14 protein-coding genes are annotated in these 17,487 nt (G+C 43.1%); all 14 read right to left on the bottom strand.

All coding sequences use genetic code 11. From position 1 onward, the window contains the following. Position 1: 1 nt before the first annotated feature. The 14 genes from mutS to MHI53_RS08635 all read right to left on the bottom strand — a co-directional run bounded on the left by mutS (position 2) and on the right by MHI53_RS08635 (position 17,487). Positions 2-2,626, bottom strand: a complete 2,625-nt coding sequence (gene mutS, locus MHI53_RS08700) for a DNA mismatch repair protein MutS (protein WP_340373209.1) — start codon at positions 2,624-2,626, stop codon at positions 2-4. Between the two features lie 217 nt (positions 2,627-2,843). Next, entirely contained in the window at positions 2,844-3,383 is a 540-nt protein-coding gene (locus MHI53_RS08695) for an outer spore coat protein CotE (RefSeq protein WP_061144692.1), read from the bottom strand. A gap of 213 nt (positions 3,384-3,596) precedes the next feature. Further along, on the bottom strand, positions 3,597-4,025 hold the full coding sequence (locus tag MHI53_RS08690) for a RicAFT regulatory complex protein RicA family protein (RefSeq protein ID WP_061144691.1): 429 nt from the start codon (positions 4,023-4,025) through the stop codon (positions 3,597-3,599). 1 nt (position 4,026) lies between these two features. After that, positions 4,027-5,571, bottom strand: coding sequence for a tRNA (N6-isopentenyl adenosine(37)-C2)-methylthiotransferase MiaB (gene miaB / locus MHI53_RS08685; RefSeq protein ID WP_340373208.1), 1,545 nt, complete (start codon positions 5,569-5,571; stop codon positions 4,027-4,029). Positions 5,572-6,019: 448 nt separating this feature from the next. Then, positions 6,020-7,063 carry an L-threonine 3-dehydrogenase gene (tdh, locus tag MHI53_RS08680; RefSeq protein WP_340373207.1) on the bottom strand — a complete coding sequence of 348 codons (1,044 nt, stop codon included), beginning with the start codon at positions 7,061-7,063 and terminating at the stop codon, positions 6,020-6,022. A gap of 224 nt (positions 7,064-7,287) precedes the next feature. Further along, positions 7,288-7,449, bottom strand: coding sequence for a hypothetical protein (locus MHI53_RS08675; RefSeq protein ID WP_155645602.1), 162 nt, complete (start codon positions 7,447-7,449; stop codon positions 7,288-7,290). Positions 7,450-7,665: 216 nt separating this feature from the next. Further along, complete coding sequence (locus tag MHI53_RS08670; RefSeq protein WP_061144689.1) at positions 7,666-8,532, bottom strand: 2-oxoacid:ferredoxin oxidoreductase subunit beta; 867 nt, start codon at positions 8,530-8,532, stop codon at positions 7,666-7,668. After that, entirely contained in the window at positions 8,519-10,276 is a 1,758-nt protein-coding gene (locus MHI53_RS08665) for a 2-oxoacid:acceptor oxidoreductase subunit alpha (protein ID WP_061144688.1), read from the bottom strand. The genes MHI53_RS08670 and MHI53_RS08665 overlap by 14 nt, the downstream gene beginning before the upstream one ends. A gap of 217 nt (positions 10,277-10,493) precedes the next feature. Further along, positions 10,494-11,471 (bottom strand): dipeptidase, encoded by a 978-nt coding sequence (locus MHI53_RS08660; protein ID WP_061144687.1) that lies wholly within the window; start codon positions 11,469-11,471, stop codon positions 10,494-10,496. Between the two features lie 82 nt (positions 11,472-11,553). Beyond that, on the bottom strand, positions 11,554-11,814 hold the full coding sequence (spoVS, locus tag MHI53_RS08655) for a stage V sporulation protein SpoVS (protein WP_029281188.1): 261 nt from the start codon (positions 11,812-11,814) through the stop codon (positions 11,554-11,556). Between the two features lie 188 nt (positions 11,815-12,002). Continuing rightward, positions 12,003-12,800 (bottom strand): TIGR00282 family metallophosphoesterase, encoded by a 798-nt coding sequence (locus tag MHI53_RS08650; protein ID WP_061144686.1) that lies wholly within the window; start codon positions 12,798-12,800, stop codon positions 12,003-12,005. Between the two features lie 150 nt (positions 12,801-12,950). Next, entirely contained in the window at positions 12,951-14,510 is a 1,560-nt protein-coding gene (gene rny, locus MHI53_RS08645; RefSeq protein ID WP_061144685.1) for a ribonuclease Y, read from the bottom strand. Positions 14,511-14,865: 355 nt separating this feature from the next. Continuing rightward, positions 14,866-15,909: a recombinase RecA gene (gene recA / locus MHI53_RS08640; protein ID WP_061144684.1), complete on the bottom strand. Its 1,044-nt coding sequence runs from the start codon at positions 15,907-15,909 to the stop codon at positions 14,866-14,868. A 345-nt stretch (positions 15,910-16,254) separates the two neighbouring features. Continuing rightward, positions 16,255-17,487 (bottom strand): competence/damage-inducible protein A, encoded by a 1,233-nt coding sequence (locus tag MHI53_RS08635; protein WP_340373206.1) that lies wholly within the window; start codon positions 17,485-17,487, stop codon positions 16,255-16,257.

Raw genomic sequence — 17,487 nt, 5'->3', positions numbered from 1 at the left:
TTCATTTAAGTTTCTTCTGCAATTTATAAAGGATATTCATCGCCTCCAGCGGCGTCATTTCAAGAATATCAAGAGATTTGATATCATCCAGCACCTTTTTTTCCTTAGGTGAGGAGGTCGCTTTTCCTCTAGGAGCCTCTTCACCGAAGAAGGAAAGCTGTGCCTCATCGGCAGATTCCGGAACCACTTCGGCAATAGGAGCTTTTACCCGTTCAACCGGCTGTTCAGGCATGGCCTTTACTTGTCCATTTCCCTTCTCCAAATGTGCTAATATGGCTGCCGCCCGCTCAATTAACGGCTTCGGTAAATCAGCAAGCTTGGCAACATGGATTCCGTAGCTTTTATCCGCTGGCCCTTCTTTGATTTTATGAAGGAAAACGACGTTTCCGTTCTGCTCAATAGCACTGACATGGATATTACTTAACTTAGGCAATTCCGATGCCAGGATCGTCAATTCGTGATAATGCGTTGAAAAAAGGGTCTTTGCCCCGATTTCTTCATGTATATATTCAATGATGGCCTGAGCAAGTGCCATACCATCATAAGTGGATGTACCCCGCCCGATTTCATCAAATAATATCAAGCTATTTTCGGTTGCATTCATGATCGCATTTCTCGCTTCAAGCATCTCGACCATGAATGTACTCTGACCTGAAATCAAATCATCTGCCGCGCCGATCCGGGTAAACACTTTATCAAAAATAGGCAATTCGGCTATGCTTGCCGACACGAAGCAGCCGATCTGCGCCAAAATCGATGTCAGCGCAACCTGACGCATATATGTGCTTTTCCCCGACATATTCGGCCCTGTTATCAGAAGCAGCTCCCGCTCACCATCCATCATGCAATCATTGGGGACATACTCCTGTGATTGGAGCACTTTCTCCACTACCGGATGACGTCCTTCCTTCAAAACGATTCTCCGGCTATCCGAAAAGACAGGCTTCACGTAATGACGTTCTTCACTGATCGTCGCAAAGCATTGAAGGACATCCAGTTCACTGACGCCTTTGGCTAACTCCTGTAAACGGGGGATATAGCTTTTGACCTCTTCACGCAAATTGAGGAATAAGTCATATTCCAGACCAATGCTCTTTTCTTCTGCTTGTAAAATCAAAGCTTCCTTTTCTTTTAATTCAGGGGTAATATAGCGTTCAGCATTCGTTAACGTTTGCTTCCGTTCATAGCGCCCTTCTTCAAGCAAATGCAAATTGGCCCGTGTGACTTCAATATAATAGCCAAACACACGATTATAACCGATCTTCAATGATTTGATTCCAGTGCGTTCGCGCTCTTGGCGTTCCAGCTGGGCAATCCACGTTTTTCCGTTTCGGCTGGCATCCCTGTATGTATCCAGCTCCTCATGGAAACCGTCCTGGATGATATTCCCTTCCTTGACGGACAACGGGGGATTTTCAACCAACGCAGTTTCCAGCAGATCCGTCACTTCTTCACACGGATCCAATTTCCCGGCAAGAATCGATATGTCCTGATTGGTGGCCATCGACTTGACAATTTCACGGATGATTGGAACCTGCTGCAAAGAGCGTTTCAACTGAATCAGGTCCCTTGCATTTACATTACCAAAGGCGACCCTTCCGGCAAGCCGCTCCAGGTCGTAGACTTCCTTCAGTCGTTCACGTAAATCCTGCCGTTCGAAGTATTGATTTTTCAAGGTTTCAACAAGACTCTGCCTCCGCTCGATCTGTTTTTTATTAATGAGCGGCCTGTCAATCCATTGTTTCAGCAGCCTTCCGCCCATCGCCGTTTTCGTCTCATCAAGCAGCCATAATAATGAACCTTTCTTTCCTTTGGAACGGATGGTTTCAGTCAATTCCAAATTCCGTTTACTATAATAATCGATTTTCATATATTGTGACGTCTCATAAGCCAGCACTGGCTGTAAATGATCCAGGCTGCGCTTTTGTGTACGGTATAAGTAATTCAACAAACGGGAGGTGGTTGCAGCTTGTTTTGGGTCTTTCAATTGCTGCAACAAGGAAAGGAATGACTCGCTTTCGATCAGGTTATTCTCGATCGATAGGGCCGCGGCTCCCCGTTCTTGCAGCTTTTTTTTCCATTCTTCATTGAAATCATCTGCAATGACCACTTCGCTCGCACCAAGTATCGCGAATTCATTGAGAACTTCGTCGAAACTCTCAATCAAAGTGACCTTATTTTCCCCTGTCGAAAGATCATTGTATCCAAATCCGAAGAGACCATCAGGAAAAGATGTGATGGTGGCAATATAGTTATTTTCCTTTTCACGAAGGCCTTTACTATCCATTTTCGTTCCCGGTGTAATCAGCTGGACCACTTCCCTGCGGACTACACCTTTTGCTTGTTTTGGATCTTCCGTCTGTTCACATATAGCTACTTTGAATCCTTTTTCTATCAAGATATCAATATAGTTAGCAGCCGAGTGATAGGGAATGCCGCACATCGGAATTCGGTCTTCACTTCCGCCTTCCCGGCTCGTCAATGTGATTTCAAGCTCCTGGGAGGCATTCAATGCATCATCAAAAAACATCTCATAAAAATCGCCTAAACGAAAAAATAAAAAGGCATCTTGATACTCTGCCTTAATTTTTAAATATTGCTGTATCATCGGAGTATATCCAGCCATTCCTTCAAAACCTTTCCAAACTATAATCTATTTTCTCAGTCATATCCTTCATTATAACATACGAGGAAGCAATCTTGCCTGTATTCAAAATTGCATGGAAACTCGATCAGCAGTGAAAATAACGGGGCATGTCGGCCAACTCTGGGATGGACTCGTCCCGATCCACAATAAATAAAACCGGATGAAAATGTGTCATCCGGTAGTTACTTTCTATATTTTATTCGTCTTCGAATTCATCTAGGAAATCCGGATCTAAATCTTCGAATTCCTCATCATCGAAATCACAGCCCCAGTCATCTTCACAGCGGCCATCTGGACTAACGGCGACACAAATTTTCGTTTCGCCGACGACCTCCACAAAGAATTCCCTTTCCACGTGGACAATGATTTTTTGTCCGCATGGCGAGATGCAAGCTTCTAAGCAATTCGGCTGTTGGACAGCTTTTGCAACGATTTCATGGTCATCAAGACAATCGGGATCACGGTATTTCAGCGAAATCACGTCGGTATATTGCACCTTTTCAGTGACAACTTCCGTTTTTGAATTATGGTTATAGGAATACCAAACGTTGATTTCGTAGCTGCCGTGAATTTCTACCTTTTTGCCGACTTTCTTGGCATCGTATTTATGGTTGATGATCCAACAACCTAGAATGCTAGAAGGATGATGAGCCGGGCAAATGGTGTGAGAGGACTTTGTGAATTTACGTCCCTTTGCCACCACCGCTTTAGTAATTATCTCTCTATATTGTGACATGCTAGCGAACCCTCCTCATACAGTTTCCATTCATCCTATGCGTGGTAAAAGTCTAGTGTGCGTAGAATTTTTTTTGTTTGAAAACTGCTGTAATGTTTTAAACCTAGGTTATTTTATGCGCATGTTTTGGGATATGTGTCACGAATGGGCGCTGTATAAGGATTTCCGGGTGTTAAAAAAGCCCTTCTATTTATCAGAAGGGCTTTTTTATATTCATGAACAGCTTCCGCCGCCAGCTTGTACGTGTGAACCTGTTTCGCCGCGAAGGATGTCGCCTTCAGTAGCTTCAATGATTAGGTCCGTTACCTTATTCGATACTTGTGACGAAACCATTTGCAATAGATCATTCACGTCAACTTGAGATTGTTTGAATTGCTGGACGATAGGAAGCTCATCCAATTGTTTTTCCAGTGCATCAATTTTGGCCTGAACTTGGTTATACGCCTTATCCTTGCCATAATGCTGGAAATTGACCGCCTGTTTTTGCAAACTTTTAATACTGGCAATCATCTCGCGGATTTTTTGATTTTCATTGATGTGAGCTTCTGCCCGTTTAAAGAAATCGACTTCTTCCGTGCTGGCAATCATTTCTGCAAGCTCGGCCGCTTTTGTCAGAATGTCATCTTTAGTATATTTCGTCATCTTACTCCACCTCGATTGCCGCTGCTTCTTCAACCATATCTCCGTTTAGTGACCATGTTTTCGTTCCAGTGATTTTTACTTTCACGATTTGACCGATGGCAGATTTTGGTCCTTTGAAGTTCACGAGCTTATTTTTCGTTGTATAACCTGCTAATACTTCCGCATTCTTCTTGCTTTCACCCTCTACTAGCACTTCAACAACTTGCCCGTCATACTCTTTCATTTTCAAGGCGCACGTGTCATTAACGAGGGCATTCAAGCGCTGCAGACGCTCCTTTTTCACTTCCATAGGCACGTTATCCTGCATCTTAGCAGCCGGTGTCCCTTCACGTGGCGAATAAATGTACGTATATGCTGCATCAAACCCGACTTCACGGTATAAAGACATCGTTTCTTCAAAGTGCTCTTCCGTTTCATTCGGATAGCCTACAATGATATCAGTCGTTAATGATGCACTCGGAATGGCTTCCTTAATCTTCTTTACTAGCTCCAAATACTGTTCCCGTGTATATTTGCGCGCCATGATTTTTAGTGTGTCGGTACTTCCCGATTGAACAGGAAGGTGAATATGATCGACAAGATTGCCGCCTTTAGCGAGAACTTCAATCAAGTGATCATCAAAGTCACGGGGATGACTCGTCGTGAAACGAATTCGCGGAATGTCGATTTTGCGGATCTCATCCATCAAATCACCAAAACGATATTCAATATCGGTAAAATCTTTCCCATATGCATTGACATTCTGTCCGAGTAACGTAATTTCTTTGTAGCCCTGAGCGGCAAGATGACGTACTTCCTGGATGATATCTTCCGGTCTGCGGCTTCTTTCTTTCCCTCTTGTATAAGGCACGATGCAATATGTACAAAACTTGTCACAGCCATACATGATATTGACCCATGCCTTCGTTTTACCTTTTCGTATCTTTGGAAGGTTTTCAATTACATCGCCTTCTTTGGACCAAACCTCAATGACCATTTCCTTGGAAAGATAAGCTTCATTAAGGATTTGCGGCAGACGGTGGATATTATGCGTTCCGAAAATCATATCCACAAAGTGGTGCTTCTCCAGAATCCGCTTGACGACTGATTCTTCCTGGGACATACAGCCGCATACACCAAGCAATAAGTCCGGCTTTTCCAACTTCAATGATTTCAGATGTCCCAATTCACCAAATACTTTATTCTCTGCGCCTTCCCTGATCGCACATGTGTTAAGTAAAATGACATTAGCATCATCGACCGTGTTTGTCGACTGATAGCCAAGTGCCGTAAAAATGCCCGCCATAACTTCCGTATCATGTTCGTTCATTTGGCAGCCATATGTACGAATATAGAATTTTTTGCCTTCTCCCATTCCGCGGAATGCTTCTGGAATGGCAAAATCATCATGATATTCTACTTCTTCTTTCCCGCGCTTTTTCGCATCTTTTAAAGAAGGCGGAATATAAACCGCTTGAAAGTATTTGCTATAATCCTTATCGGATTTTTTGTCCGCTGGATTTTCAGCATTCACTTGCTGTGATTCTAATCGTTGTTTCTCGTTCATGGTTATTCTCCTTTCAAAATAGTTAGTTTATTTCTATCACCAACTATTACAACACCTATCTTGCTACAAACGCTTTTATGCAGCTTTCATTTTTGAAATTACCAGTCATGGTACGTTTTTTAAGTGTGATATACCCACATTAACTTAGTATAAAGCTTTTAAGAACAAGAAACAATCATTCTGTCATGTCATCCGCAATTGTAAGTAATATGTAACATTTAAGGTAATTTAAGAACACAAAGGAGGAAGCCTTAACATTTTGAAAATAGCGGAAAACGCCATTCCTCGAATTTATCCCTTTTACTCTCGCTTCTGAAGCTTTTCTCGTGAGTTTGGGCTTTAACTCACCAATTTGGGCCTTTTACTCGCGAGTATGGCCGCTTTACTCGCCAATTTAGGCCTTTTACTCGCGAGCTTGTGCCGTTTCTATATGAATTCTTTTATCTCTTTAGGGAATCAGGAGTACCTTGCCACATTGACCTTTTATCATCAAATCAAAGCCCTTTTCAAAGTCGCTTAATGAGAAGCGGTGCGTAATCATCGGTTTTACATCCACTTTCCCGCTTCCTAGCAAACTTGACACCTGCTGCCAGGTTGAGAACATTTTCCTGCCGGTGATTCCTTGGACAGTAAGGCCCTTGAAGACAATATCCTCGGTTATATTGAGCATGACAGGCTGCGCTGGCAAACTTAGGATGGATACCCTTCCACCATTTGTCACCATCTTAAACCCTTGATCGATTGCTGCTGGATTGCCGCTCATTTCACAAACCACATCCACCCCGTCCGTATTTGTAAGCCGTTGGATGATCTCCAAAGGGTCATCCTTGTTCGATTGAATGAGGTGTGTAGCTCCCATCTTTTTTGCAAGCTGAAGGCGATATTCATTTATATCAAGAGCGATCACTTTGTCAGCTCCCGCGGCCTTTGCCACGGCCACTGCCATCAGCCCAATCGGTCCACAACCAATGATGGCTACCGTTTTGCCAAGTACATCGCCAGCAAGCACGGAATGGACCGCATTCCCCATCGGTTCTTGGATGGTAGCAATATCGGTGGGCATATCGATTGGATTTTTCCATAGGTTCTTGGCCGGCAGCGCCACATACTCCGAAAAGCATCCATGTGTATCGACACCGATTATGCTTGTATGTTTACAAATATGAAACTGCCCCGTTAAACATTGCCGGCATCTACCGCAAACAATATGTGTTTCTGCAGAAACAGAATCACCAACTGATACATTGGCCACATTTGCTCCTACTGCCACTACTTCCCCAGAAAATTCATGTCCGAATACATATGGCGGTTTCACTCTTCCCTGTGACCATTTATCCCAAGTGTATATATGGATGTCCGTTCCGCAGATTGAAGCCATGTTTACCCGAATCAAAACCTCGTCCTCACGAAATACCGGAATATCGACAACCTGCAGTTGTGCTCCATAACCTCGGTGATGTTTGACAACTGCATTCATTTTACCTCTCAACATGTACATTCCCCCTGAAATAGGGCTGTTTCTTTCATCATCCTTAATATGTAAATGTATGAAATACTACTCTAAAAAATACCATAATCGCTTGTGTACCAACCTCATTGGATTTTAGGGGCATACGTACATTTTTATTAAATGGGTCATGTTTCTATAGCATCTTGTCCGCTCTTGAATAAGATATCTTGTACAACAAAAAAACAAACCAAGGAGTGACTTATATGTCATGTAACAATAATCACCACCATAATAACAACAACAACAATAACGATAACGATCGGATTGCAGACGATTTTTGTCGTGCGGTGAAAGGTTGTCAAAAACGCGACAACGATCGTGATCGGGACCGCGATAATGACCGTGATTGTAATCGCGTGCAGCACCATCATCACCATCACAATAACAATAACAACAATAACAACAACAATAATAACTGTTGTTGTAGAAGAAATCGTTGCAATTTCTTCTCATTCGGCTGCGGATGTAATCGTAACTTTTGGTAAGCTAAACCTGAGAGGGTGAGGAATCCCCTCTTGTAACAGCTTTTCAATAGAACACAAAAAGGGTTCACCCCATCTTGAGGGGTGAACCCTTTTCATTTTTCACATGAATTCTGCAACAAGCTTATCAAAATGAGCTTGATCCAGAGTCAGGTCTGATTTATTCAGAGCTTCTTCAGCATATCCAGGGACCAATTCCTGGTAAGAAGGTCGGGAAGAATCTTGATAGATAATCCCCGTCACAAGGCTGTCATGCTTCATCAGCGTCTGCATGGCCTGTTCTTTATTTGTAGAATCGTAACCTTCAATCGTATTCAATTTCGTTAAGTTTTGTTTAAACCAATCATACGTATTGATTTTGTTATATGTTACACAAGGCGAGAACACATTGATGAAGGAGAAACCTTTATGATTGATTCCCGCTTCAATGATTGCCGTCAAGTCCTTCAGGTCAGTGGAAAAGCTTTGGGCAACAAAGGTTGCGCCGGCGGATAATGCCAATTCCATTGGTGAAACAGCCTGCTCAATCGATCCTTCCGGCGTGGACTTCGTTTTGAACCCTGCCGCTGATCGAGGGGAAGTCTGCCCTTTTGTCAATCCATAGATTTGGTTATCCATGACGATATACGTAATGTCGATATTACGGCGGATCGCATGGATGGTATGACCCATCCCGATTGCAAAGCCATCTCCGTCACCGCCAGAGGCTATAACGGTCAATTCACGGTTGGCCATTTTCACTCCTTGTGCGATTGGAAGTGAGCGGCCATGGATGCCGTGGAAACCATATGACTTGATGTAACCAGATATCCGGCCTGAACAGCCAATACCGGAAACGACAGCCAAATTCTCTGGTTCCAACCCTACATTAGCCGCCGCGCGCTGCATGGCAGCCTGAACGGAGAAATCCCCGCAACCAGGACACCAGTTAGGTTTTACATCATTACGGAACTCTTTAAACGTTGCCATATTCGAACATCTCCTTGCATTGTGTGTGAATTTCATGCGGGAGGAATGGATTGCCATCATATTTTAGGATGCTTTTGATTTTATTAACATGCCCGACATTCATCTTGATGATATTAGCCAATTGTCCGGTCGCATTATTTTCGATAACCACTACCTTCTTCGCCGCTTGCACTAAAGAAAGGACTTCATCAGCAGGGAATGGGTGTATCAAACGGATTTGCGCATGGTTCACTTTCATGCCATCCGTTTCTAATCGGCCGATCGCTTCGTCGATCGTCCCGCGTGTGGAATTAAAACCAAGTATTAATAAATCCGCCTCTTCATGCGGAGTTTTTTTGTATACCGGTGTATTGAATGTATTCGTTAAGTTATCCAGCTTACGCATCCGTTTATCCATTTGCGCCTTACGATTCAAAGCCGTCTCCGAAGGTCTTCCGGTTTCATCATGCTCAACTCCCGTAACATGGTGGATACCGTTTTTCATACCAGGTACGACTCGAGGTGAAACACCGTCTTGCGTGACTTCATAGCGCTTGAAGTATGACTTGTTTTCAGACTCTTCAATTTCATGGTCCACCAATTTCCCGCGCCTTATTTCCACTTTACTGTAATCAAGCGGCTGAACCGTCTGTTTACCTAAAGAAAGCTGCAAGTCCGATAATACGATGACTGGGCATTGATATTCTTCTGCGAGGTTGAATGCTTCTGCCGTATCATAAAAAGCTTCCTCAACAGTACTTGGAGCCATGACGATTTTAGGGATTTCACCGTGTGTGCCGTAAATCATGGCCATCAAATCCGATTGCTCCTGCTTCGTAGGAAGCCCAGTGGATGGACCGCCACGTTGCGTATCGACAATGACGATCGGCGTTTCGGTAATGCCAGCCAAACCAATCGCTTCCATCTTCAAGGATAGTCCAGGACCAGCTGAAGCCGTGATGGCACGAACACCGCCATAGTTTGCCCCTATCGCCATTGTAGCTGCCGCAATTTCATCTTCAGTCTGGATGACCGTCCCGCCCAATTGCGGAAGTTTTTTTATCAGGTATTCCATGATTTCCGAAGCGGGGGTAATTGGATAGGCCGCCATGAAGCGGCAACCGCCTGCAACTGCGCCCAATGCGATGGCATCGTTACCGATCATGAACAATCGTTTTTGTCCATCTGCCTTTTCCAGCTCCATTGCACCCAGTTTTTCTCCAAGCAAGACTTCCATTGCCTTGTAGCCAGCGGTAATGGCATCCATGTTCTTCTTGACGATTTCTTCGCCTTTACGGCCGAATATTTCATCAACAACATCGTTGAAAACGGAAATTTCCATTCCAAGGACTGCACAAGTCGCACCGATGGCAACCATGTTTTTCATTAATGATGTTCCTAGCTCTGCTGCAATTTCAGTAAATGGAACAATATATAATTCTGCCTTCGTATCTTCTGGGCAGACAGGTTTGAATTTTGCATCCGCGATTATGATGCCACCCTCATGTAATTCTTTATAATTGACGTCAATCGTTTCTTGGTCAAAAGCGACTAAGATGTCTAAATCATCAGAGATAGCACGAGTTTCGGTAGTACTTACACGAATTTTATTATTCGTGTGTCCACCCTTGATTCGGGATGAGAAATGACGGTAGCCATACAAGTAATATCCTAAGCGATTGAGGGCAATACAGAAAATCTCTCCTGTACTTTCAATACCTTCACCTTGTTGTCCGCCAACTTTCCATGAAAGTTGATTGATCATGTCTTACACTCCTTTAGAACGTTCGTATATAAATGCATTTAAATGCACCTCTCTTCAGAACATTCGTTTATGTATATTAAATCGTTCTAATTTAGGAAAGGTGTACTAAACGCTTTCAATTCTATCGGTTAAATCATTAAATTGCAACCTTTTTGATTCTATTTTTTATATTTTCAGAATATTTATTCATATCTATATAGTATGAATTAAACATCTTCTAAAATCTTTCCGTTTTTCCAGGAAAGTGACGCGCGAAATTCCCAAAAAGAAGCCCATTGACAAACTCACTGGAATAAAGCCTGTTCAATTCATTGATCAAATTATGATAATCCTTATATGAGGTTAGATTTTCCACCATATGATCGATGCCATCAAAGTCCGATCCCAATCCAATTTGATGCTCTCCCCCTAAACTGCATATATGATCTATATGCCCCACAATATCCTTTATCGAAGCAGAGTCACCATCGGATAAAAATTGCGGGACAAAGGTTACCCCAATCACTCCGTTTTTTTGTAAAAGGGCTCTTATTTGGCTGTCTTTTAAATTTCGCGGATGGGAACAAAGAGAATGTGCATTGGAATGGGAGGCAATGGGAAATTCCGCTCTCTTTATGGTGTCCCAAAATCCAGCTTCTGATAAATGAGATACGTCGCACCAAATTGCCTTCTCATTTAACAAGGTCACCACCTCTGCCCCAAAATCCGTTAAACCCGCTCCCCTCGTTTCCAATGCCCCATCAGCTACCAGGTTCGCGTGATTCCATGTTAGCCCCACAGAGGTAACGCCAAGGTGAAGGAGCGTTTTCAATTTCAATAAATCATTCCCGATGCAATCGCATCCTTCCAGCGTCAGCACTGCACCGATTTCAGTTTCTTTAAGAGATTCAATGTCAGACTTCGTCTTAACGAATTTCATTTCTGGCTCAGATACTACCTTTTCATGAAAAATATCAACCATGGCCAATGCAGCCTGGAATCTCATATCCGGATGGACTTTTTCAGGGATGTATATCGCAAAACATTGGACTTTTCCCCCTTCATCCAATAATCCCCGCTTGGTTATATGTAAAGTGTCACTATCCAAAAAAGATAGTTCCGGATCGATGAACATCTTCATTAACACATCACAATGTGCATCAAAAATCGCCAACGTGATCCCCCCTTCCTGTCCGCATTCATTTAATGTATACATGTTCCATTATAATCCGTACCGTCATTTTAAGACAAAAAAGAGCCTGCTCGCCAATGGACAAACAGGACACCCCTTCATGAAGTTATCTTGGTTCAATGATTAACTTTATAGCCGTTCTCTCTTCACCATCAATAAGTATATCTGTAAAGGCAGGAATACAAATCAAGTCAACTCCACTAGGTGCGACGAATCCTCTTGCGATTGCTACTGCCTTGACGGCTTGATTTAACGCACCTGCACCGATAGCTTGAATTTCGGCTGCCCCTCTTTCCCTGAGCACTCCCGCTAGTGCGCCTGCTACAGAATTAGGATTAGATTTTGCTGAAACCTTTAATATTTCCATTCCTAGTCCTCCTTGTCTTCCCTGCCGATTATGATCATAGGCTCAATAGTTATAACACTTTCCACTGCTACTATATTCATCAAGTAAAACTTGTATGACAAAGAAAACCGGGATTGTCCAACAAGATTTATATGGAATGAAAAAATGGATGGACAGCATTTGACTGTCCATCCACCTCATTTAATCAATCAATGATAAAAGGGATGATCCTCATTAATGAGGATCCTATCTATTTTTTTTGCCTTACCGGTTTTGTCATCGATTTCCAAAAGGATCGCACTTAATAGGGTCCTGCCCTCCTTAGGCACCTCGAAACGGACAGGAAGGCTTGTCAGGAACCGTTGGAGCACCGCGCCTCTTTCCATGCCAAGGACACCATCATACGGCCCTGTCATGCCCACATCCGATATGTAAGCAGTTCCCGCAGGCAATATGCGGTTATCGGCAGTCTGAACGTGTGTATGCGTTCCGGCAACGGCTGTAACTTTGCCATCAAGGAACCACCCCATAGCCTGCTTTTCGCTTGTTGCTTCACCATGAAAATCAACAAAGATGATGGGTGTCCTTTTTTGCGCCATCGCCACAAGCTCCTCCGCTTTTTTGAATGGACAATCTAAATCCGGCATGAATGTCCTGGCTTGTAAATTGATGACCGCAATTTCCTGCTGGTTCCATTTTAAAAATTTCATTCCTTCTCCCGGTGCACCGTCAGGAAAGTTTGCTGGACGGACGAGATATTTCGCATCATCAATGAAATTGAATATATCGCGATTATCCCATGTATGGTTTCCCATTGTCACCGCCTGTGCGCCCCACTCTAAAAAGTTTCGGTAAATCTTTTCCGTGATTCCACGGCCACTTGCCGCATTTTCCCCATTGATGACCGTAATATGCGGCCGATGCTTTTCCTTTAATTTCGGAAGGTATTCTTGAACCATTTCACGGCCTAGAGACCCTACGACATCTCCAATAAATAGCAGTTTCATTGTAAAACCCTTTCTAGATTCACATTTCTCGTGATAAGAATATCAAGTATGTATTGTAACATAATATCGGATGAATATCGGAGCCGTTACCTGTTAAAAACAAGAAAAAGCGAAGAGGTTTCCCCCTCTTCGCTTTTTCTTTAACGACTTTTATTTAGCGTATTCGACTGCTCTTGTTTCACGGATGACCGTGACTTTTATATGACCTGGGTAATCGAGCTCTTCTTCAATCCGTTTGCGGATATCACGTGCGAGTCGATGGGCCGAAAGATCATCTATTTGCTCTGGTTTCACTAGAATCCGCACTTCGCGCCCGGCTTGAATCGCAAATGATTTTTCCACTCCATCGTAGGATTCGGAAATCTCCTCAAGCTTTTCAAGTCTTCTAATGTAATTTTCAAGTGTTTCACTTCTAGCGCCCGGCCTTGCAGCTGATAAAGCATCAGCGGCTGCAACAAGCACTGAAATAATGGAAGTTGGCTCCGTATCGCCATGATGTGAAGCGATGCTGTTAATGACAGTAGGATGCTCTTTATACTTAGTTGCCAATTCCACGCCTATTTCAACGTGGCTGCCTTCCACTTCATGATCGATCGCTTTCCCGATATCATGCAATAAACCGGCACGACGGGCAAGGACTTCATCCTCTCCAAGCTCAGCAGCCAGCAACCCTGAAAGCTGGGCCACTTCAATGGAATGCTTAAGCACGTTTTGTCCGTAACTTGTACGGAACTTCAAACGTCCCAGTATTTTGATAAGGTCTGGATGGAGACCGTGAACGCCAACCTCGAAAGTTGTTTGTTCACCAATTTCACGAATATGTTCATCTACCTCACGTCTTGCTTTGTCTACCATTTCTTCAATTCGAGCCGGATGGATCCGTCCGTCCTGAACAAGTTTTTCAAGAGCCAAGCGTGCCGTTTCACGTCTAATTGGATCAAATCCAGATAAAATGACAGCTTCAGGAGTATCATCAATAATAAGGTCAATACCTGTTAGCGTTTCTAGCGTCCGGATATTTCGTCCTTCACGTCCGATTATCCGTCCTTTCATTTCATCATTTGGAAGATTCACTACAGAAACGGTGGTTTCTGCAACATGATCAGCCGCACAACGCTGAATGGCAAGAGAAAGAACTTCTTTTGCTTTTTTATCAGCTTCTTCTTTGGCACGGGTATCACTTTCTTTAATCATAAGCGCTACATCGTGAGCCAGCTCGTTTTCCATTCGGTCTATAATGATTGCTTTAGCTTCTTCACGAGTTAAACCTGAAACACGTTCAAGCTCTGTTTGCTGCTTACGAACCGTCTCGTCCACTTTGCTTTCCATCTCTTCAATATGCTGTTGTCTTTGGTTTAGAGAATCTTCTTTTTTCTCCAAAAGGTTTTCACGTTTGTCTAACGTATCATCCTTACGGTCCAGATTCTCTTCTCTTTGCAATAACCGATTTTCTTGTTTTTGTAATTCATTCCTTCTTTCACGGGATTCCCGATCAGAATCTGAACGAATTTTATGAATTTCATCTTTTGCTTCCAACAAGGCTTCTTTCTTAAGTGCGTCCGCTTCACGTTTTGCATCCTCAAGGATGTGTTCTGCAGAGCCCTTTGCCCCTGCTATTTTACTCTCAAATTTTGATTTGTGAATAAAATAACCAACAACTGCACCGACGATTAGGCCAAGCAAAGTGAAGATGATTGTCATGGGTTCCATCGTTTCACCTCCCCTTGCTATGAACTTTTTACATAAAATGTTGAACTGTCGGCAAGTACATTGCACATAAATTCAATATACAGCACTTAATTTTCAAAATTTTAGTTTGAAAAATTGTAAAATATACATATTAATTGTATAGTTGAGAATTTTCATTGTCAAGCGTTTGTCCCTTATGTATCAATGATTATTCAAGTTTTCTTAAATATTCACCACCGGAAAGTGCTACATTCTTCATGGAAGGAGACGGCAATTCTGTTTTCCAGCCATTGAATTCGCTGAAAATTTCGCACTTTTCATTTCATAATATTTATAGAAAAGGCCCAAGCAAATAAGCTTAGGCCTTTTCCTACCATTAATCAAGTAATTCAAAATGTTCATCTTCCGCTTCCTCTGGCGGCAGCTCATGCTCTCCATCAAGATTATAATGATCCCTGATTTTCTGAGAAATCTCCAGAGCGATATCTTGATTTTCTTTCAAGAACATCTTCGCGTTTTCCCGTCCTTGTCCAACACGCTCTTCGTTGTATGAATACCACGAACCGCTTTTAAGGACGATATCAAGCTCTGCACCCATATCAATGATTTCACCTTCCTGCGAAATACCTTGACCATACATGATATCAACTTCCGCTTGGCGGAATGGCGGCGCAACTTTGTTTTTCACCACTTTGATTTTGGTTTTATTACCGACGATTTCATTGCCTTGTTTTAACTGTTCCGCACGACGCACTTCCAGACGTACAGTCGAGTAGAACTTCAATGCCCGGCCTCCTGGAGTGGTTTCCGGATTCCCGAACATTACCCCGATTTTTTCACGGACTTGGTTAATGAAAATGGCAATGGTATTTGATTTATTAATGGCACCAGATAGTTTCCTTAACGCCTGGGACATCATCCGGGCTTGCAGACCCATATGGGAATCTCCCATTTCACCTTCGATTTCAGCTTTAGGAACAAGGGCTGCAACCGAGTCAATGACAATGATGTCCACCGCTCCACTGCGAACTAGCGCTTCAGCGATTTCCAAGGCTTGTTCACCTGTATCGGGCTGTGACAGCAGTAACTCATCGATATTCACACCTAGTTTTTCTGAATAGGCTGGATCCAAAGCATGCTCGGCATCAATGAATGCTGCAGTACCGCCAGTTTTTTGCACTTCTGCAATCGCATGTAATGCAACAGTCGTTTTACCTGAGCTTTCAGGTCCGTATATCTCAATGACCCGTCCCCTTGGATATCCGCCCACTCCCAATGCTACATCCAATGCCAATGAACCACTTGAAATCGTTGAAATCCTTCGATCAGACTGTTCTCCAAGTTTCATAATGGAACCTTTACCAAATTGCTTTTCAATTTGTTTTAAAGCCATATCTAAAGCCGCTTGACGATCACTCACTCAATTTCCTCCTCTATATTCAAATAATCGGCTGTCCGATTAATGATGCTCTTACGTTAGCAAATATCTGCGAGACAAATGTTTGTATCTTGTCTCAAAACCTATCTTTACTATATACTCTTTTTTCTATTTTGCCAAGCAAAAAGTCGAACATTCATTCGTTTTTTTCTTTTCGGATATTCTTCTAAAAAAAGCGTTTTACCTTAACTAAAACTTCATTTTCATTCCACTTCATCCGCAGTAATTGAAAATCATGGAATTAACTGTTTTCTTTTTCCCCTTTTTACAGGAAACAAACTCATCAAACTAAATAAAAGCAGAGCTATAAAAGCCCTGCCTCCTCATTCACAAATCATTAAGCAAGTAATGACAGCCATACTTGACGCTTCTGATGCGGTTCTGCTCCCTGCTGCCTGATAGATTCAACTCTTTAAAGTGCGTGTTTCCATCACGATACGAAATGCCAATGAATACGGTACCTACAGGCTTGCCTTCTTGTTCATCGGGCCCTGCAACACCCGTGAAGCTTATGCCCACATCCGCATCGTGCATTTTCCTGACATTGGAAGCCATTTCCTTGGCACACTCACCGCTGACCACACCATGCTCGGAAATGATTCCGCCGCTGACGCCGAGGACACTCGACTTCGCATCATTCGTATAACTCACAATGCCGCCCTTGAAGACTTTACCGGCACCCGGGATGGTTGTCAACTGTTCCTGAAACATCCCCCCGGTCAAGCTTTCCGCCGCCGCAATCGAAAGCTTGCGGACCGTCAATTCTTTTACAAGTTCCTTTATAAGCGAAGTATTATCAGTTCCGTAGTAAAACTTCCCAACCCTGTCCATAATTTCTTTTTCTGCGGATAAAATGAGCTCTTCGCATTTTTGTTTGGACGAGTCCTTCGCTGTGATCCTTAATGTCACTTCGCCTTCGGATGCCAACGGTGCAATCGTCGGATTCGTTTGATTGACAAGTAGATCATCAATCACCGTTTCCAATTCCGCTTCACCGATGCCAAAGAATCGAAGTACTTTCGAATCGATTCGATCATGCTTATCCAATTTATTCATGATCGATTCATAGCCATAACTTAAAAACATCGGTTCCATTTCACTAGGTGGCCCAGGCAGGAGCATATATGTAATCCCGGATTTGGACAAAACCATTCCCGGTGCCATGCCATGATCGTTTGCCAGCACTTCACTGCCTTCTAAAACAAGAGCCTGCTTTTTATTATTTTCCGTCATCGGCCGCTCCCGTTTTTTAAAGTAAGCTTCGATGGATTGCAGGGCTTCATCGTTAAAAACGAGTTTCTTGCCAATATGGCGAGCAATCGTTTCCTTCGTTAAATCATCCTTGGTAGGGCCTAGTCCACCAGTAAAGACAATCAAGTTCGCCCTTGATTCTGCAATCTCTATTGCTTGCTGCAAACGACGATCGTTATCCCCAACCACAGTATGGTAAAAAACATTGATTCCCATTTGGGCAAACTGCTGTGATAAGAATCTCCCATTAGTATTATTGATTTGTCCTAAAAGAAGCTCGGAGCCTACTGCAATGATTTCTGCATCCAT

Origin of the sequence: Peribacillus sp. FSL E2-0218 (assembly GCF_037992945.1) — a bacterium.
GTDB classification, from domain to species: domain Bacteria; phylum Bacillota; class Bacilli; order Bacillales; family DSM-1321; genus Peribacillus; species Peribacillus simplex_B.
The sequence above is the reverse complement of the archived record's forward strand: the minus strand, read 5'-3'. Positions and strand labels throughout refer to the sequence as shown.